Raw genomic sequence first — 18,477 nt, forward strand, 5'->3', positions numbered from 1 at the left:
ATGTAAAATATCCAGAGCAGCAAATTCTCCATCTACATTTCCCCGCTTTTCAATGAACTTCTTTTATTGTACCATATGGATGAAAAAATAGGCACGTTTTTTGAAAATAGTGTACAATCAATATTATATATTTTCAGAAGGAGAGTAAAGGGATATGTTGTCATTCTACAAAAAATATTGGAGAACCGCATTCGATATCGGGCTGATCGCATTAACCGTCTATTTAATCATGTTTGTATTCAGCTTCCTGTATAATATCGCGACACCGATTTTTCTTTCCTTCATCGTGTTTTTTATTATCGAACCCTTTGCCAAATTTCTGAATAAAAGAGGATTCAAAAAAGCGATCGCATCGGCCATTTCCGTGCTCTGCTTTATTATTATCATCCTCGGCTTCTTTTTCGGAGCGGGAGTCATTCTCGTATCGCAAATTGCGCAATTGCAGAGCAAATTCCCAACCTATATCAATATGCTGCAAACGGCGTTTAACGAAACGTTTACTTATTTGATGGGTAAAGCGGAGCTCCTCCCGGCGGAAGTGCTGCTGAAGCTGAACGAGACGCTGCAAACGATAACGACCAAAGTTTCGCAACTGATGGGCGAATTTCTCGCTTGGTTGTTTTCTTTCCTTACTTCCTTCTCGTCGTTTCTCGTCAATTTCGGAATCGCCATCATTTTGGCCTATTTTTTGAGCGTCGAAATCAGCACTTGGCGCAAATTCGCGAAGGAGAAAACGCCGAACACGTTTAAACAGGCGTTCGCCTTTTTGCGCGACAACGTATTCAAAGGGATTGCCGCCTATTTAAAAGCGCAGTTCAAATTGATCTCGGTCACTTTCATCATGGTATTCATCGCCATGCTGCTGCTGAACGTGGGCAATGCCTTTACGATCGCTTTATTGTCGGCATTATTCGATCTGCTTCCGCTGCTCGGAATCCCCGTCATTTTTATACCGTGGGCGATTTATTTGTTCGTCATCGGCGATACGTGGCTGGCCGTCTGGATGCTGGTCGTGCTGGGGGTCGTCATGTTAACGAGACAAATCCTCGAACCGAAAATAACCGGCAACTCGCTCGGCGTCTCGGCCTTTACGATGCTGTCCTGCATGATTATTTCCCTTTCGCTGTTCGGCGTCGCAGGATTGATTCTTTCGCCTGTATTGTTGATCCTGATCAAAGCGCTCATGGATCAAGGCTACTTGCAAAGCTGGATTCGCCTGCCGAAGGAAGAGTTCGAGACGCCGCCGCCGAAAAATTAACTCTCCGTATACCGAGCCGCAATATCCATCACGCCGCGAAATACAATCGCCGCCTGATTCGCAATGCCCTCAGGCTGGTTTTGAACGACGACGGCGGCGCTGTAGCGCGGCGCTTCCGTCGGTCCGTATCCGATAAACCAATGATTGTTGCGCGGCGCCCCATGTTCCCGGACTTGCGCGGTGCCCGACTTCCCGGCTACACTCCACTTTGCGTTTCTTAACGATTTGCCGGTTCCCGACCGTACGACATCGTTCATCCAACGCAGCAGCCGATCGGCGGTTTGCGGCCGGATGGCGCCGTATGGCGAAGGAGAACGATGCGGCGCGAATTCGGCCATCAACTGGCCGTTCGCATAGCGGATTTCCTTCACGATGCGCGGAGCGGGCACTTGGCCGCGATGGAGCAGCGTCACGATAAGATTGGACGCCTGCAGCGGCGTAACAAGCGTATCCCGCTGTCCTACGGCCGTCTGCACGCGGACCCCTCCGTCCTCCGGACCGGGCCGGCGCGTCTTGCCCGGTGCCATTCGAGCCCATACCGGCAAGAAAATTCGGCCGCTTTCCTCCGCATCCCATTGTCGAAAAGGCGCCCGATCCATGAATCGGTTCGCCTCCCACCCGATTTGCCGCCCTAAGCCGAGCATCGAAGCATATCGTTCGATTTGCTGCGGCGCAAGCCTTTCGCCTAAAGCGCCGAATGCGATATTGCAAGAATGCGCGTACGCTTCCTGCAGCGTCAGTACGCCATGTCCCTCTTTCTTCCAACATGAAAAACCGTATTTCCCGTATTCGCCGCGGCATTCGAACCGTTCCCGCTCGGAAGCGGCCCCCGTTTCCAATGCGGCTGCGGCCATAACCGTTTTGAAAATCGAACCCGGCACCATCGCTTTCAGCGCCCGGTTGCTCCAATTCCCTTCCTTCAGGTCGATATGGCGCGGATCGAACGCGGGACGCGATACCATCGCCGCCACATCCCCGTTCCTCGCATCCTGCACGACGATCGCCCCTTCCCGCATGCCGACGCGGTCCGCATACGCTTCGATTTCGTTTTGCAGACGCAGATCGATCGTCGTTACGATTTGAAGCGGATAGTATGGATTGTCCGGCGCCGTCATGCGCGTATCCAAGCCAAACATCGGCCGTTTCGCAGCGTCGACGAAATAGGTTACGGTTGTGGAACCGACGCCACGGAGGAAATCGTCGAATGTCCGTTCCAGGCCGGCAGCGCCGACCGAAGTCGATATCGGCATATGATGCGGGTCCAAGCCTAAGGCGTATTCCCGCCGCAGCCGGTCGGGATTTTGCGCGACGAAGCCGAGCCATTGCTTCGCGGGAAAGTCGTTCGGATAGCGGGTTTGATACGGAAGCACGCGGATTCCGTTGAGCGGCAGCCGCCCAATCGCTTCGATTTCGTCCTGCGAGAGCGCGAGCGGATCTTTCCCGTCCGCCGCCTGCCAAATGTAAGGCGCTTTAAGCGCATCCCAGCGCCGTTTCAGTTCCTCCGGGGACGTGCGCAGTACGGCGGAAAGCGCGCCGACCGCTTCCGGCTCTCCCCTTGCCTCCGCCCGAAGCGGGAACAGTACCAGCACCGGCTTGATATTGCCTGTAATAGGCAAACCGCGGCGGTCGTAGAAATGCCCTCTGCCGCTGTCGAGCACAATGCCGCGCTCGCGTTGAACGACCGACATTTGCAGCATGCTCCGTCCGCCGCTCGCTGCCGCCGGCCGGCCGGCCGTCGACTGAATCCAGAACAGCCGCACGGCCAATAGGACGAACAGCGTCGTCATCCCGATCAAGCCGATGAATAATCGCTTCTTTATCTTGAACATTCCCGCCCCTCCTGCCTCGTCTTGTCTCCGGCCGCATTCCAATGATTCTTTATGTTCCAAGTATTGCCCAGTTCGGAGCGCAATAAGCGGGGAAATGAAACAACCTGCCCGCGTAAACGGACAGGTTGCTTATATCTTGTCTTCTTATAACGTGAAGCGCGCCAACGTTTCTTTCAATTTCGCGGAAACGTCTTCGAGCTTGTTGGATAAATCCACCAGATTGCCGCTTACGCCGAGCTGTTCGTTGCTAAGCGATGCGACCTCTTCCGAAGTTGCGGAAGACTCTTCGGCGACCGCGCTGACATTGCTCATCGCTTCGGCCAATACGACTTGGGCTTGATCCAGCTGCTGGATGGAATCGGTAGCAGAATCCAATTGCTGGATAAATCCGCCCATCTGCGTACGTACCATCGAGAATATTTCATTCGCTTCTTTCACCGATTGAATTTGTTGATTGAAGATTGGGTATGCGTTGGACAGCACGTTTACCGTATCTCCGATTTCCCGCTGGATCGTTTCGATCATTTCGCCGACGACGCCGATCGATTGTCTGGATTGTTCGGCGAGATTGCGAATTTCATCGGCTACGACCATAAAGCCTTTGCCGGCCGCCCCTGCGCGCGACGCTTCAATCGTTGCGTTCAGCGACAAAATATTCGTTTGCTTCGAAATGTTGTTCATCATATCCAAAATTTTGCGAATGGACTGCGTGCTTTCTTGCAGCGAGTCGACCTTTTCGACCATCGAACGGACCATTTCTTCCGTCAAGCTCGTCTTCTCGGTGAGTTCTTCCATGTACCGGATACCATGTTCGCTCGATTGCTCCACCTTCGCCGCCGAGCTTCCCATTTCGCCGTTCGCTTCAATAACCATTTTCATTTGTTTGGCCATATTCATCGTCAGGTCATTGCCTTTTTCCGCTTCCACCGCCAAATTGGTCGCCCCGTTGGCGATCTCTTCCGTCGCCACCGCGATTTCCTTCGCCGAAATCGCCGTCTTCTTGGAAGCTTCGCTTAATTCGGACGCGGTATCCAAAACGGAACGGGCCGATTCATTCGTATGCTGCACCAAATTGGTGATCTGATCCATCATTTCGTTAAAGCCGGCCGACAGCTGGCCGATTTCGTCCTGCGATTTGCTCTTCGTCCGGACTGCCAAGTTGCCGCGCGCGCCTTCGTTCATCAAATTGCGCAATTGAACGAGCGGTCTGGCGATCATCCGGATCATCCATGCGCCGATCAATGCGGCGACCAATGTCACGATCAGCGCGGCGACGATCGTCAATATGCGAATTTGCTGCGTTTTCTCCACCAGCTTCTCAACCGGGATCATGCCTACAAGCGACCAGTTTGCCGCTTTTAACCCGTTGAATATAGCCAGCACTTCTTTGCCCGCGGCATCCTTCATATTTTCTCCGCCGTTTACAATCGCTCCGCTCTCGTCTTTCTTCAATTCGACTTCGGCGGCCTGTCCGATATTTTCCGGAATATTCGAATAAACGACTTGGTTGTCCGCCGTCACGACTTGCAAGCTGCTGCCGTCGCCCAAGTTCAACGAACCGACTTGTCCGTCGAAAGCGGCCGTTTTCATTTCCAACATCAATACATGCGTCGCTTTGCCGGAACCGGTATTTTTGACGAGCCGCGCCAAACCGAACGAAGCCTGCCCTTGGTGCGTAGCGATTCCGTTGCTTTGGGACGGAATGAATACAGGTCTGCCCTCGCTATCGATCGTTTGCTGGAACCAGGGCTCTTTTTTCAACTGTTCGATCTCCGTGCTCGATCCGTTGGAAGAATAGAACTTCCCTTTTTCTTCAACGGGTATCAAGGTCGCGCCGAGAAGCGTATTGTTGCCCAGCGTCGTGCGCTGCAAAATTTCTTCGATTTTTTGCGAATTGATCAATTTCTCGTAATCGGAAATATGTTGGCTGGAGCTTTCGGTGATCGCTTTCTGAAGATCGTTGTTCATCAAAATCGACAACGTAATGTCGACGTAATTTTGCAACATAAAATCGATTTTTTCCGACGCTTGCACGATCGTTTGAAAATGCGCTTCGGAAGCCTGTTCTTTAATAATCGATTTCGCCTGACTATAGGAATATAGTCCGAGTGCAAGCACAAATACCAAGCTGCTTACAAAAAAGATTAAAAAAAGCTTCACTCCTATCGATTTGAACGGATTGATTTGAATTTTGCCACCTAATTCTTTCAGTGTTTTGAGCTGTAGACCCACAGTTGACACCACCCTATTTATTTTAAAAAAAGAATCGAAGCTTCTCCATACACTACTTATGTATCGGCATAATGATCCAAAATGTTTATGCGTTTCTCGCAAAAAAACAAAAAAAATGAACCGCCCGAACTATTTTTCGGAGGGTTCATTCCTGATCGGCTATATTTTTTTGCGCATCATGTCGAACGGACGGACGGGCTGATTCACCTTAATCCGCACCCGTTGCAGCGGGTGGCGCGCCGCATCGAGCGGATTGCCGTCCTCGTCCCATATCGCTTCCACCGTTTGTTTGAAGAATGTGCCGTTCGGCCCAAAAAATTCGATCTCTTGGCCCGGTTTGAAATGATTGCGCTGCTCGATGACGGCGATGCCTGTCTCCGCGTCGTATTGCTGGACGAGACCCGCAAAATCGTACGGCGCCGCCTTCGATTCCGGCTCGTAAATATGATCTTCGTGTCCCGGCGTATCGTAGAAAAATCCGGAATTTAACGGGCGGTTCGCCGCTTTATTAATCTCTTCGATCCACTCGGGCTTTAAGCGGTAGCGAGCCGGATCGGCCATATACGAATCGATCGCCTGCCGGTACACATTGACGACTGTAGCGACATAATGAATCGACTTCATTCTGCCTTCGATTTTGAAACTGTCGATGCCGGCTTCGATCAAATCCGGAATATGCTCGATCATGCATAAATCTTTGGAACCCATCGTAAACCGGTTGTCTTCGGGCTCAAAAAGAGGCAGTTGCGTAACCCCGATCCGATAGCGATCCGGGCCGGACGAACCGTCGGCCGCGCCGGGTCGGCCGTCTTCGAACAAATCGTACTTCCAGCGGCAAGACTGGCAGCATCCTCCCCGATTCGAATCCCGGTCGGTGAAATGGTTCGACAACACGCATCGTCCCGAATAAGAAGAGCACATCGCCCCATGAATGAAAGCTTCGATCTCAATATCGACATGACGTTTTATTTCGGCGATATCTTCAAGGCTTGCCTCCCGCGCCAATACGACACGCGGGGCCCCTTCATCCTTCCAGAATTGAACCGCCTGCCAGTTCATCGTCGATTGCTGCGTGCTGATATGAACTTCCAAATCCGGGGCGACGCGCTGCGCCGTTTCGATAATAACCGGATCCGCGGCGATGATGGCGGCAATGCCGACATCGGACAAATTCCGCAAATATTGTTCCAATCCTTCGATATCTTCATTATGGGCGTATATATTCGTCGCTACGAACACTTTGGCTCCGTATTTGCGCGCAAATTCAACCCCTTCGCGCATTTCCTCGAAGCTGAAATTGTCGGCGTTGGAACGAAGGCCGTATTGCCGCCCGCCGATATATACGGCATCCGCTCCGTAATGAACGGCGAATTTCAGCTTTTCCAAATTTCCCGCCGGAGCCAGCAGTTCGGGTTTGTCGAGGCGGTATCTTTGTCCTTTAAATTTCGGCTTTGCCACAGTAGTTGCAGACATGTACGGCACCTCCTGATTAATATACTTGTTCCTTGTAGAAAAATCCGTAAGAAAGCTCGCGTTCCGGGTCCTGCAGCTTTTCGATGGCTGCAAGCCATGCCGGATCGAAGCGGTAACCGGCCGGATCCGCCGTATACGCGTCGATCGCCTGCCGGTATGCGCGCACCGCGGTTTCGTTATAAACCGTCGATTTTAACAATCCTTCGATTTTAAAACTGTCGATGCCGCCTTCCATCAATTCATGCAAATTTTCCAGCATGCATAGATCTTCCGAACTCATGATATGCGTACCGTTCTCGTCTTCGAACACCGGATACTTCTCGTCTTGCCGTTCCGCCTCGATCAGGAACAAGCCGCGGTCCATGCCCCGATTGGCACTTGCGCCGCCGGCTTCCCCCGCGCCTCGGTGTTCCATATAGCTTCCCACCAAATTGCGTTTCGAGTGGTAAATATTCGTCATGCCGTGCACTTGCACCTGAACTTCCATGTCGGGCAGCTGCGATTTCGCTTCAAGCACCTGCTCCATGTTCAATTCGCGCGCCAAGACGACGCGCGACGCTCCCCTTCTGCCCCAAAATTTGGCCGTTGCGTAATTGGTGGAAGTCATTTCCGCATTCCAATGCAGCTTCACGTTCGGCGCGGTTTGCTTTGCCGCAATCAGAACCGCCGGATCGCCGAATTGGATCGCATCGACGCCCGCATCCGCAAGCTGAGCCAAATAGGCGGGCAATTCGTTCAAGACGTTATTGCTCATAATATTGTTAACCGCTGCAACGATTTTCGCCCCGTGGGCATGCGCTTCGCGAACCGCTTCGCGAATTTGCTCCGGCTTGAACTCGCCGGCCAGCCGCAAGCCGTATTTCGCTTCGCCGATCATAACGGCGTCGGCGCCGGCGCGAATCATTGCCGCAACTTCGGCAAGCGAGCCGGCCGTTGTCAGCAGCTCGGGTTTAGTTACCATGTCGACATTCACCTTCCGTCTCTAGCTCGGCCGCTTTATTTTGCCGATTCCTTACTTTTTTGAATGTTTCTTAAATGCTCTTTATATGTTTTGGCAAACAAATGTTTGTGCGTGCCGTCTTTTTTCGTCACATAATACAAATAGTCGGACGGTTCCGGATCGAGCGCCGCTTGGATGGATGCCAGGCTCGGGCTCGAAATCGGTCCGGGCGGCAAGCCTTCATGCAAATACGTATTGTACGGGCTCTCGATTTTCAAGTCTTTGTTCAGCAGTCTCTCTTTCTGCTGATCGAACAAGTATTGCACCGTCGCGTCGATTTGCAGCATCATTCCTTTGTTCAAGCGATTGTATATGACGCCGGCTACCAGCGCCCTTTCCTCGTCGACGACCACTTCGCGTTCGATCAAAGACGCGATCGTCATTAACTGATGAAAATCGACGTTAAGCGCGGCCAGTTTCTGCTCCCAATCGGCGGGCAACTCCTTCTCCAGCCTTTTGTCCAGCTCTTGCAGCATGCGGTTGATCATATCGGCTTCCGTGCTGCCTTTCTTGAACTCGTACGTTTCCGGGAATAAATAGCCTTCCAGCCTATGCCGCAACCCGTCGTCGTCCGGAATGAATTTGGCAAATTTGCCCTCCGCCGGCTGCGGATCGTCGGCGAGCCGAAGAAACGTCTCCTTGTCCACGAATCCTTCCTGGCTTAATTTGTCGGCCATTTGCGCGATCGTGAACCCTTCAGGAATCGTAAAACGGATCATTTCGTCGGGAATGACGTCTCCGGCGTTCAACTTCGCGATGATATCGTCGTATGTCATCCCCGGCTTCATCGCGTAAGGTCCCGCCTTAAATTTCGAGCCTTCTTTTTTATATTTCAAATAATATTGAAAAAAAGTGCCGTTTCTAATAATCCCGTTTTGCTCGAGCAAATCGGCAATTTGGGCCGGCCTCATTCCCGAATCGACCGTAATCTTCAATTCCTGCCCGCTGGCGGCGGCCGGCTGCATTCCGTACCAAACATAGCCGACGGCTCCTCCGGCCAACAGTACGATCGCAAGCAATAAACCGAATACAATTTTCAACAATTTCCCCACGTTGCCCTGTTCCCCTCCCATACCAAAAAGAGCGGACATCGCCGCCCTTTTCGTTCCTAACCGCTATTCAAATGTCGATGCCGGTTGAATTAAGGTTCATCCATCGCATCGGGAAGGTTAAGTTCGTCGAACAGTTCCGCCACGTTCTCCCATTCTTCGTCATCTTCGATCGTTTCCAATTCCGGATGACCGTCCTGCGATATCGTAATGCGAAAAAACTCGACCTCGCCCTCCTTGCTCATGGCTTCCGATTGAAGGACGGCATATCCTTGCGTCCCGAGTTGAAACTCTTTCAATATGCGATATACTTCACCGTCTCCGTCTTCGCCGGTCAATTCGACATAGCTTCCAAAAGTCTCAAACAGCCGGTTCGTATACACGATATCCTTCGCTTCGAAATAGCTCATTTGTTAATTCTCCTCATCCAGTTCGCCGATTAACGTATTAAACGTTTCCTCAACGATTTGCCATTCTTCTTCATCATCGATAATGTACAGTTTCAAGTCGTCTCCGTCTTCTTCATAACGGAACGCGTATACCTCGTCCGACTCGTCGTCGTCCGATTCTACGGGAACGACCATCATATATTTGTGATCGGAACCGTCCACTTCAAACTTCATGATGACTTCGAATTCTTCTTCATTCCCTTCATCGTCAGGGATATAAATAATTTCCGGTTCTTCCATCTGTATTTCTTTGTCCTTTGCCATCGTTCATCACCCTCACCTTTTTGATTTAGAATCTAAAAAATTTTGCAAAATCAAAGTTGCCGCCATTTTATCAACGACTTGCTTTCTTTTCTTTCGGCTCACATCCGCATCGATCAAAATACGCTGCGCCGATACCGTCGACAATCTCTCATCCCAAAGGTGAACAGGTAAATTCAATTCCGTTTGCAAAGATTGTGCAAATGCCATACAAATTTCGCCACGGGAGCCGATCGTGCCATTCATGTTCTTCGGCAACCCCACCACAATTTCGGTCACTTCATGCGCTTCAATCAACTCCGAAATGCGGCGGAAATCGTCCGCTTCGCTTCTGCGTTCGATGACCTCGATCCCTTGCGCGGTCCAACCGAATGCGTCGCTAATCGCGACGCCGATCCTGCGATCCCCATAGTCCAAGCCGAGAATTCTCATCATCCGTTAAACTCCTGTTACCGATGTTGGCTTAAGTAAAACCGCACCAATTCTTCAATCAGTTCGTCCCTTTCCTTCTTGCGGACCAAACTTCGTGCGTTGTTATGACGCGGAATATAAGCGGGGTCTCCGGATATCAAGTAACCGACGATTTGGTTGATCGGGTTGTATTCCTTTTCCACCAATGCGTCGTAAACGTTTAGGAGAATTTCCTGCGAAGAATATTCCTCCTCTTCCGCTTTTACGTTAAATTTCACCGTTTTATCCATCGATTCCATCGCCAACACCACCTCGCTTTTGTCAAAGCTTTTATTCTATCATAACACATTCGCAGCGAAAGAAGGAAATATAACGGGCAAATTTTTGCTATTCCCCTGCAATCTGTCTGCGAACCAGTTGTTCCGATAATTTCAACGCTTCGCCAAGCTTGGACGGATCTTTCCCGCCCGCTTGCGCCATGTCCGGACGTCCTCCGCCACCGCCGCCGCAGACGGCGGCGATTTCTTTAATGAGTTTGCCGGCGTGGAATCCTTTGCTTACAAGCTCCGGGGACACGGATACGACAAAGTTCACTTTATCCTCCTGAGCTGCGCCAAGCACCAGAATTGCCGAATCGATCTTTCCTTTCAATTCATCGGCAACCGTGCGCAAAGCGTCCATGCCGCCCGCATTGACCTCTGCCGCCAGCAGGCCGACGCCGCCAAGATCGATTAATTTGTCGGTCAGTTGTCCGGCTTCGATGCTGCTTAGTTTTGCTTGCAAGGACTCGTTTTCTCTTGCCATCTCTTTCATTTGCGCATAGATCGCTTCGATGCGCTTCGGCACTTCCGTTATATTGGACTTCAGCAATTGAGCGGATTGTTTCAACAACTCCAATTGCCCTTCCATGTAGCGGTAAGCATGGCGTCCGGTCAACGCCTCGATCCGTCGTACTCCGGAGCCGATGCCGCTCTCGCTTGTCAGTTTGAACAACCCGATTTGCGATGTGTTGTCCACATGGCATCCGCCGCATAGTTCGATGCTGTATCCGCCGACTTGCACGACGCGCACGATATCGCCGTATTTTTCGCCGAACAACGCCATCGCGCCCATCGCCTTCGCTTCCGCAATCGGCTTATGCTCGATGACTAGCGGCGTCCCTTTCCAGATTTGCTCGTTGACCCGCCGTTCGATATCCGCCAGTTCATCCGCCGTAATGCTGCCAAAATGCGAGAAATCGAAACGGAGACGTTCGCCTTCCACGAGCGAACCCGCCTGGTTGACATGGTCGCCCAGCACTTCCTTGAGCGCTTTATGAAGCAAGTGGGTCGCCGTATGATTTTTAATAATATCTTCGCGGGCCGGTCTGTTCACCGCCGCCCGAACGGTATCCCCGACACGGAAGGAGCCGGATTCGACCGTCACTTGATGGACATGTTGGCCGTGAGGCGCTTTGAAAAGACCTTCCACTCTGGCCAGCGCGCTTCCATGGCCGATTGTGCCCGTATCGCTGACTTGTCCGCCGCTTTCGGCATAGAACGGGGTACGGTCCAAAATCAATTGGCAGGCATCTCCCGCTTCCACGCTTTCCGCGAACGAATCGCCCACAACCAATGCGATAATCCGGGCTTCAATCTCCAATTCATTATAACCAACAAATTCACTTTTAGACGTAAAGTCGGACAGGACGCCGCCCTGCACCTTCATGCTCTCCGATTCATGGCGCGCGGAGCGGGCGCGGTCCCTCTGTTCCTGCATCGCCGCATCGAAGCCGGCGCGATCGACCGTAAGGCCGTGTTCCGCCGCGTAATCCTCCGTCAAGTCGAACGGGAATCCGTACGTATCGTACAATTTAAACGCGTCGGCGCCGCTTATTTCGCTCTTGCCTTCGCTGCGCGCTTCATTGCCGAGCTCCTCCAAGATGGCCAAGCCGTCCGACAACGTTTCATGGAAACGCTCCTCCTCGGTACGGATCACTTTTTCGATAAATTCGCGTTTTTGGACGACTTCGGGATAGTACACGCCCATCGCGTCTCCGACGACAGAGGTTAACTGATAAAGGAACGGCTTGTCGATGCCGATCAATTTGCCGTAGCGTACCGCGCGGCGCAGCAAACGGCGAATAATATAACCTCTGCCTTCATTCGATGGCAGCACGCCGTCGCCGACCGAGAATACGACGGTACGGATATGGTCGGCAATGACTTTCAACGCGACGTCAAAGTCGGCATTTTCTTTGTAGCGTACGCCGGCGATCCGGCATGTCGCCTGAATCATCGGCTGGAATAAATCGGTGTCGAAATTGGAATCTACATTTTGCAAAATAGAAGCAAAACGCTCCAATCCCGCCCCGGTATCGATATTTTTGTTGGGAAGCGGCGTAAAGCTGCCGTCTTTATTATGGTTGAACTGCGAGAACACAAGATTCCACACTTCCAGGAAGCGTTCGTTCTCGCCGCCCGGCACGCATTCCGGATCGGAAAGATCGCCGTAAGCGTCGCCTCGATCGTAGAATATTTCGGTGCACGGGCCGCACGGGCCCTCCCCGATATCCCAGAAATTGTCTTCCAACTTATAAATGCGCTCCGCAGGCAATCCGATCTTCTCATTCCAGAGCCGGAACGCTTCTTCGTCATCCGGATAGACCGTTACCGACAGCTTCTCCGGATCGAAACCGATCCACTTTGGGTCGGTCAAAAATTCCCATGCCCACGTAATCGCTTCTTCCTTGAAATAATCGCCGATCGAGAAATTGCCCAGCATTTCAAAAAACGTATGATGGCGGCGCGTCTTGCCGACATTCTCGATATCGTTGGTACGTATGCATTTTTGCGAGTTGGCAATCCGCGGATTGTCCGGCTTGACGCGGCCGTCGAAGTAAGGCTTCAACGGCGCCATTCCCGCGTTAATCCATAGCAATGACGGATCGTTATGCGGTACAAGGGAAGCGCTTGGTTCAATTTTATGGCCTTTGCCTGCGAAAAAGTCCAGCCATTTCGAGCGAATTTCACTAGCTTTCATCGTAATTGCCTCCAATTAGTTCAAATGAAATAGAATAAATTTTTGAACAACCTCTTCAAAAACAAAAAATCGCCCCTAGTAACAGGGACGATTTCTAACATCGCGGTACCACCCTGGTTATCGCCCTTATGCAGCTCTTTGCGAGCGCATGCAGCGATCTCCTCGTATAGCCGTTAACGTCGGCCGGCCGGCGGATTTGCCCGCACTCCGAAATCAGCTTTCGGCCATCCTTCATGCAAAAACTCTCGCAGCCTGCGAACGCGAACCTAAGCGGCCGCGCACGCGGAGTTATCTCTCTGGATCATGGTCTATGGCTTACTTCATTTCATCATCGTTTTCATATTTTTTCATTTACAGTATAGCTACCTCGCTTCATCCTGTCAAATCGTCTTTCTCCGCACATAATAAGTAAATATATGCTGCAGGATGACTTTCATCGCCGCAAAGAACGGCACCGCCAAAATTAGGCCGATCACCCCGGCAATCTCCCCTCCGACGAGCAAGGCGAAAATAATGAGCAGAGGATGCAGGTGAAGCGTGCGTCCGACCACTTGCGGCGAGATGACGTTGCTCTCGAGAATTTGGCAGATCATGTTCACCAGAGCGACGAGCAGCACCATCTTGAGCGAGATCGTCGACGCCATAATAATGGCCGGCGCCGCCCCGAGAAACGGGCCCAAATAAGGAATGATATTGCAAATCGCCACCACCGCGGCCAGCAGCAGCGGATAAGGCATGCCGATGATCCAATAGCCCAAATAAGCCAATATGCCGATAATGAAACAAACGATGAACTGGCCGCGGATATAGTTGCCGAGCGCTTCGTCGATATCTTTCAGCAGCATGACGGTATGTTTGCGATGCGATTTCGGAACGTATTTCAATGCGGTGCGTTCGAAGACGTCGAAATCCTTCAAAATATAAAAAATAAGGAATGGAATAATAAACGCGATAAACAGTACGTTCAGCGTCGCTCCGATATTGTTCATAAAGTCGGAGATGCTTTGGGCCAGCTTGTTCTCCAGTTGTACGGTCCATTTCATAATGCCCGTGCGCACGCCTTGCGGCAAAAACGATTGGTTCAAGTCCTCGACAATGCTTTGCGCGCGCATCGTCAATTCCGGAATATGTTCGTTCAATTCCTGCAGCTGCTTCATAAACATCGGAATTAAATTCATTATGATGACCGTCATCGTCGTCAAAAAAACCGCATAAATAAGCAGCACCGCCATCGTGCGCGGCACCTTGCGGTCTTTGAGCAAACCGACGATCGGATTCAAGACGTAGGAAATGATCATCGCGATAATAAACGGAGCCAGCACCGCCTTCAAAAAATCGTAAACGCCGACGATGAGCGGTTTGATCAACAGCAGCATATATAAAATCAGCAAGCCTAGCAATGTATAAATGCCGTACGTAAACAGACGGCTCTTCGTAAACCGTTCCAATGCCGTTCACCACCGTTCGTCACTTGAGCTCTACTCTAAAGTATATGTACAAGGGTACGAATTTACACGGCAAAAAAAACGCCCCTTCAACCGGAACCTCGCACAGGTTGCGGCGAAAGAGCGTTGGAAACGGCGGTCGCGTCCATTTCGTTTACGTCGACAAATGTATATGGGACACGTCCTGCGGCAATTCCTCGCTGAAGAACAAGTCGTCAAGCGAGCTGAGCGTACCGTCTTCTTCCACTTGAAAGACGGACATCTTTTCCCCGTTCACCGTCAATTCGATAAAGCAGCCCCAACAATAAAACTGGTGGGAGCCGATTTTGCCGATGTCTTTGGAATTGCAATTTGGGCACCTCAACATATAAAATTCCACCTATCCGTTAACAAGAGTAATGATTTTCTCCAGATGCTGCTCGCAATGCTCCGGAACGATAACCGCATCTTGCCCAATCTTCATATCGGCGGAATAACGCAGCCATCTTCTTCCTTCCATGAGATCTGAAATAAAACCATCCGAAATTTCCAATCCTATCATTGTATTACCCATTTTGGGATCAAAGTAAACGTCCGTTACGCTCCCCAACCGCGTTCCGTTCGCGGTCACGACCGGAAGGTCCCTGACTTTTCCGTTTCCGTTCAAAAATGTATGTTGTATATCGACAGCTTCCGTCTGGCGGACAGCCTGTTTATTGACAATCATTACGGCATCTTCGCCGTAAGCAATTACGTCATTCCACAATACCGTCTTGACTGTTGAGGAAAATAACCGTTTACCTTCAAGTTCGAGACCTTGGATCTCCCAAGTTTCCGTCAACAAAAAATCTTTCACTTTACCGACCTGCTTACCCTTCTCCACTTCCAAGACGGATAAACCGATCATTTCCTGTAATCTCACGGCGTTAGGGCGCCTCCTCGTTCGGTTTGTAGATTGATCTTATACGCATATCGTTTTCATGCTGTACGACCTTGTCACCGACGTGTTCGTCAATTCATCCCCCCTTCTCTTTTCGAAAAAAAGCCCTAATTTTTTTTACGTATCCGTTCTACAATGGTTGCAATTTTTTGGGCGGCGATTTCCACGTCTTTCATAGTATTGCCCAAACCGAAACTAAATCGTACCGCCGAACGCAACACCGGCTCCGGAAGCTTCATCGCGACAAGCACATGCGAAACTTCCAGCGATCCGGACGTGCATGCGGAGCCGCTCGAAGCCGCAATCCCCTCCATGTCCAAATTCATCAGCATCGTTTCCGTCGGAACGTCCGGGAAGCTGACGTTTAAGATATGCGGCAAATGCTCGGTGGGATGACCATTTACGACGACCCGGTCGGCGCCTAGTGACTCACGCAGCAACCGAAGCATCGCTTCGCGCAGTTCCGTAAGATGCCGCGCATGTTCCGCAATATTCGAAGCGACAAGCTGTACTGCCTTGGCAAACCCGATAATGCCGGCAATATTCTCGGTGCCGGCTCGACGTTTGCGCTCCTGCAGCCCGCCGAACAGCAGCGGGTCGATGTTGGCGCGGCGCGAAACGTAAAGCGCGCCTACGCCTTGTGGTCCGTTTATTTTATGGGATGAAAAACTCATGAGGTCTACGGGAAGCTCGTCTAAATCGAGCCGCGTCATGCCGAGCGCTTGAACGGCGTCGACATGGAACAAAATGCCGCGCGCCCGCGCCAGCTCTCCGATCGGTTCGATCGGTTGCAGCGTGCCGACTTCGTTGTTCCCGTACATGATGCTGATCAGGAACGTATCCGGGCGAATGGCGGCTTCGATTTCGTTAACGTCCACTTGTCCGGTGGAATCGACCGAAACGAAGCTGACTTCGTACCCCATTCGTTCCAATTGATTGCATGTGTGCAATACGGCGTGATGCTCGACAGAGGAAGTAATGATATGTTTTTTGATGCCCCTCATGGCGGATGCCGCTCCGAACAGCGCCGTATTGTCGCTTTCGGTGCCTCCGCCGGTAAATACGAGTTCGTTAGATTGACAATGCAGTTGTTGTGCGATTTGATCCCGCGCTTCGCTGAGAGCCCGCTTGGCAGCGCGACCGAACGAATGCACGCTCGAAGCGTTTCCGTAATGATCGCGCATATAGGCGAGCATCGCTTCGATCACTTCGGGATGCATCGGGGTTGAAGCGGAATGGTCTAAATATATGGGTGCCATCCAAGTTGTTCTCCTACTCCTAAATATAAGTACAAAAAGGTCAAAAGGGGGCTTCTTGAACGACCTTTCTAAATATAGAACATATAACTGTCCTGGACGCCTTCGTCCTTATAAGCGATTAAATCGGCCAATGTCGTCGAATCGAGCACTTGGGCGATTCCGTCGCGAATGCGCAGCCATAAATCCCGTTTGGCCGGATCGTCTTCTTCCGTGAAATCGACCGGTGAAATGGGGCCTTCCAACACGCGAATAACATCGCCCGCGGTAATCTGCTCCGCTTCTTTCGCCAGCGTGTATCCCCCGTACGCCCCCCGCACGCTCTTCACGAGTCCGGCGTTGCGCAGCGGAGCTACAAGCTGCTCCAAGTAATGTTCGGATAACTGGTTTTTCTCGGCAATGCTTTTTAAAGAAATCGGCCCTTCGCCGAATTTGGCGGCTAATTCCATCATAATAGTCAGGCCGTAACGGCCCTTCGTCGATATTTTCAAAAAAAGGCACCTCTTTCATGATTTTGAAACTATGTATTCCGATTATACACCTATGATTAATGTTAACATATTTATCTCTTGTATGGGCAAAAAATCGTTGACATATTCATGAAAAAATTTTAGTATCTTTCGATACGAAATGATGCTTTTTAACATATCAGACGAACGTAATTCGTAAGAAGTTGCATGTTGTGATAAAATATGATTTAGTTTTTACACTTTCTTAGAAAATGGTGATGTTCATGTCGAATTCCAATGCGAATACGCGTGTCGTCGTAGGAATGTCCGGCGGAGTCGATTCGTCCGTGACCGCCTTGCTGTTAAAGGAACAAGGGTACGACGTCATCGGTATATTTATGAAAAATTGGGACGATACCGACGAATTCGGGCGTTGCACGGCGGAGGAAGACGCAGAAGACGTGCGCCGCGTGTGCGACCAAATCGGAATCCCTTATTATACGGTTAACTTTGAAAAAGAATATTACGATAAGGTATTCACCTATTTTTTGGATGAATATAAACGGGGACGAACGCCGAATCCGGATGTCATGTGCAACCGGGAAATTAAGTTCGGCGAATTTCTGAACCGCGCGCTCGATTTGGGAGCGGATTACTTGGCCACGGGACATTACGCCCGCGTCGAGCGGAGCGGGGATGCGTACCGGCTGCTGCGCGGAATCGACGGCAATAAAGACCAAACCTACTTCCTGAACGCGCTCAATCAAGCGCAACTGTCCAAAGCGATGTTTCCAATCGGGCATTTGCCTAAGCAGGAAGTTCGCAAAATTGCGGCGGAAGCGGGACTTGCAACGGCCAAGAAAAAGGACAGCACAGGCGTCTGCTTTATCGGGGAACGCAATTTCAAAGAGTTTCTGAGCGGCTATTTGCCGGCACAAGCGGGCGATATGATCGATATTCGGACGGGCGAGATCAAAGGACGCCACGACGGTTTGATGTACTATACGCTCGGCCAACGCCAAGGCCTCGGCATCGGCGGTTCGGGAACAGGCGAGCCGTGGTTTGTGGCCGATAAAGATTTGGAACGCAACGTGCTTTACGTCGTGCAAGGAGACCGGCATCCGAGCCTGTATTCGACAGGCCTCGTCGCGACGGGAGTCAACTGGATTAGCGGCAATGACCGCCTGGGGGCTGCCGGCGAAATGCGCTGTACGGCGAAATTCCGCTACCGTCAGCCCGATCAAGGCGTTACGATCGCATGGACCGGCGGCGATACGGTGCGGGTAACGTTCGACCAGCCGCAAAAAGCGGTCACCCCAGGCCAAGCCGTCGTCTTCTATGACGGCGAAGAATGTTTGGGCGGAGGAATGATCGATCAGGTGCATAAAATAGAACAAAACGCAAATTTGTGAAGAGGAAAGGAGT

General features: G+C 51.3%; 17 protein-coding genes. 2 read left to right on the top strand and 15 right to left on the bottom strand.

The window, feature by feature from the left end:
• Positions 1-154 precede the first annotated feature (154 nt).
• Positions 155-1,258 carry a sporulation integral membrane protein YtvI gene (gene ytvI / locus LQ229_RS07580; RefSeq protein WP_216538333.1) on the top strand — a complete coding sequence of 368 codons (1,104 nt, stop codon included), beginning with the start codon at positions 155-157 and terminating at the stop codon, positions 1,256-1,258.
• On the opposite strand, the gene LQ229_RS07585 is transcribed toward ytvI, so the two are convergent.
• The 15 genes from LQ229_RS07585 to LQ229_RS07655 form a co-directional block, all read right to left on the bottom strand.
• Entirely contained in the window at positions 1,255-3,087 is a 1,833-nt protein-coding gene (locus tag LQ229_RS07585) for a penicillin-binding transpeptidase domain-containing protein (protein WP_230191342.1), read from the bottom strand. The two genes, ytvI and LQ229_RS07585, sit on opposite strands and share 4 nt — an antisense overlap.
• A gap of 144 nt (positions 3,088-3,231) precedes the next feature.
• On the bottom strand, positions 3,232-5,319 hold the full coding sequence (locus LQ229_RS07590) for a methyl-accepting chemotaxis protein (protein WP_230191343.1): 2,088 nt from the start codon (positions 5,317-5,319) through the stop codon (positions 3,232-3,234).
• Between the two features lie 159 nt (positions 5,320-5,478).
• Positions 5,479-6,792: a U32 family peptidase gene (locus LQ229_RS07595; RefSeq protein ID WP_230191344.1), complete on the bottom strand. Its 1,314-nt coding sequence runs from the start codon at positions 6,790-6,792 to the stop codon at positions 5,479-5,481.
• A 16-nt stretch (positions 6,793-6,808) separates the two neighbouring features.
• Positions 6,809-7,753, bottom strand: a complete 945-nt coding sequence (locus tag LQ229_RS07600; protein WP_230191345.1) for a peptidase U32 family protein — start codon at positions 7,751-7,753, stop codon at positions 6,809-6,811.
• A 35-nt stretch (positions 7,754-7,788) separates the two neighbouring features.
• A complete protein-coding gene (gene mltG / locus LQ229_RS07605) occupies positions 7,789-8,865 on the bottom strand; it encodes an endolytic transglycosylase MltG (protein ID WP_230191346.1) in 1,077 nt (358 codons plus the stop codon).
• A 68-nt stretch (positions 8,866-8,933) separates the two neighbouring features.
• Positions 8,934-9,251 carry a DUF1292 domain-containing protein gene (locus tag LQ229_RS07610; protein ID WP_216538337.1) on the bottom strand — a complete coding sequence of 106 codons (318 nt, stop codon included), beginning with the start codon at positions 9,249-9,251 and terminating at the stop codon, positions 8,934-8,936.
• Between the two features lie 3 nt (positions 9,252-9,254).
• Positions 9,255-9,554, bottom strand: coding sequence for a DUF1292 domain-containing protein (locus tag LQ229_RS07615; RefSeq protein WP_216538338.1), 300 nt, complete (start codon positions 9,552-9,554; stop codon positions 9,255-9,257).
• A 12-nt stretch (positions 9,555-9,566) separates the two neighbouring features.
• Entirely contained in the window at positions 9,567-9,983 is a 417-nt protein-coding gene (gene ruvX, locus LQ229_RS07620) for a Holliday junction resolvase RuvX (RefSeq protein WP_216538391.1), read from the bottom strand.
• A gap of 17 nt (positions 9,984-10,000) precedes the next feature.
• Positions 10,001-10,261, bottom strand: coding sequence for an IreB family regulatory phosphoprotein (locus tag LQ229_RS07625; RefSeq protein WP_216538339.1), 261 nt, complete (start codon positions 10,259-10,261; stop codon positions 10,001-10,003).
• A gap of 88 nt (positions 10,262-10,349) precedes the next feature.
• Positions 10,350-12,983 carry an alanine--tRNA ligase gene (gene alaS, locus LQ229_RS07630; protein WP_230191347.1) on the bottom strand — a complete coding sequence of 878 codons (2,634 nt, stop codon included), beginning with the start codon at positions 12,981-12,983 and terminating at the stop codon, positions 10,350-10,352.
• Between the two features lie 380 nt (positions 12,984-13,363).
• Positions 13,364-14,431 carry an AI-2E family transporter gene (locus LQ229_RS07635; RefSeq protein ID WP_230191348.1) on the bottom strand — a complete coding sequence of 356 codons (1,068 nt, stop codon included), beginning with the start codon at positions 14,429-14,431 and terminating at the stop codon, positions 13,364-13,366.
• 151 nt (positions 14,432-14,582) lie between these two features.
• On the bottom strand, positions 14,583-14,795 hold the full coding sequence (locus tag LQ229_RS07640) for a hypothetical protein (protein ID WP_216538342.1): 213 nt from the start codon (positions 14,793-14,795) through the stop codon (positions 14,583-14,585).
• A 12-nt stretch (positions 14,796-14,807) separates the two neighbouring features.
• Positions 14,808-15,329, bottom strand: a complete 522-nt coding sequence (locus LQ229_RS07645; RefSeq protein ID WP_216538343.1) for a PRC-barrel domain-containing protein — start codon at positions 15,327-15,329, stop codon at positions 14,808-14,810.
• A gap of 125 nt (positions 15,330-15,454) precedes the next feature.
• Positions 15,455-16,606: a cysteine desulfurase family protein gene (locus LQ229_RS07650; RefSeq protein ID WP_216538344.1), complete on the bottom strand. Its 1,152-nt coding sequence runs from the start codon at positions 16,604-16,606 to the stop codon at positions 15,455-15,457.
• A 68-nt stretch (positions 16,607-16,674) separates the two neighbouring features.
• A complete protein-coding gene (locus tag LQ229_RS07655) occupies positions 16,675-17,094 on the bottom strand; it encodes an Rrf2 family transcriptional regulator (protein ID WP_216538345.1) in 420 nt (139 codons plus the stop codon).
• A 242-nt stretch (positions 17,095-17,336) separates the two neighbouring features.
• On the opposite strand from LQ229_RS07655, the gene mnmA reads away from it, so the two are divergent.
• Positions 17,337-18,464, top strand: a complete 1,128-nt coding sequence (mnmA, locus tag LQ229_RS07660; protein ID WP_230191349.1) for a tRNA 2-thiouridine(34) synthase MnmA — start codon at positions 17,337-17,339, stop codon at positions 18,462-18,464.
• The last annotated feature ends 13 nt before the right edge of the window (positions 18,465-18,477 follow it).

This window comes from Paenibacillus sp. CECT 9249 (assembly GCF_918697855.1).
In the GTDB taxonomy this organism is placed as follows: domain Bacteria; phylum Bacillota; class Bacilli; order Paenibacillales; family Paenibacillaceae; genus MSJ-34.

Bases quoted from the DNA above. Each gene is read 5' to 3' on its own strand.
- ytvI (WP_216538333.1), top strand. From the start codon at position 155: ATGTTGTCATTCTACAAAAAATATTGGAGAACCGCATTCGATATCGGG.
- LQ229_RS07585 (WP_230191342.1), bottom strand. From the start codon at position 3,087: ATGTTCAAGATAAAGAAGCGATTATTCATCGGCTTGATCGGGATGACG.
- LQ229_RS07595 (WP_230191344.1), bottom strand. From the start codon at position 6,792: ATGTCTGCAACTACTGTGGCAAAGCCGAAATTTAAAGGACAAAGATAC.
- LQ229_RS07600 (WP_230191345.1), bottom strand. From the start codon at position 7,753: ATGGTAACTAAACCCGAGCTGCTGACAACGGCCGGCTCGCTTGCCGAA.
- mltG (WP_230191346.1), bottom strand. From the start codon at position 8,865: ATGGGAGGGGAACAGGGCAACGTGGGGAAATTGTTGAAAATTGTATTC.
- LQ229_RS07610 (WP_216538337.1), bottom strand. From the start codon at position 9,251: ATGAGCTATTTCGAAGCGAAGGATATCGTGTATACGAACCGGCTGTTT.
- LQ229_RS07615 (WP_216538338.1), bottom strand. From the start codon at position 9,554: ATGGCAAAGGACAAAGAAATACAGATGGAAGAACCGGAAATTATTTAT.
- ruvX (WP_216538391.1), bottom strand. From the start codon at position 9,983: ATGAGAATTCTCGGCTTGGACTATGGGGATCGCAGGATCGGCGTCGCG.
- LQ229_RS07625 (WP_216538339.1), bottom strand. From the start codon at position 10,261: ATGGAATCGATGGATAAAACGGTGAAATTTAACGTAAAAGCGGAAGAG.
- alaS (WP_230191347.1), bottom strand. From the start codon at position 12,983: ATGAAAGCTAGTGAAATTCGCTCGAAATGGCTGGACTTTTTCGCAGGC.
- LQ229_RS07640 (WP_216538342.1), bottom strand. From the start codon at position 14,795: ATGTTGAGGTGCCCAAATTGCAATTCCAAAGACATCGGCAAAATCGGC.
- LQ229_RS07650 (WP_216538344.1), bottom strand. From the start codon at position 16,606: ATGGCACCCATATATTTAGACCATTCCGCTTCAACCCCGATGCATCCC.
- mnmA (WP_230191349.1), top strand. From the start codon at position 17,337: ATGTCGAATTCCAATGCGAATACGCGTGTCGTCGTAGGAATGTCCGGC.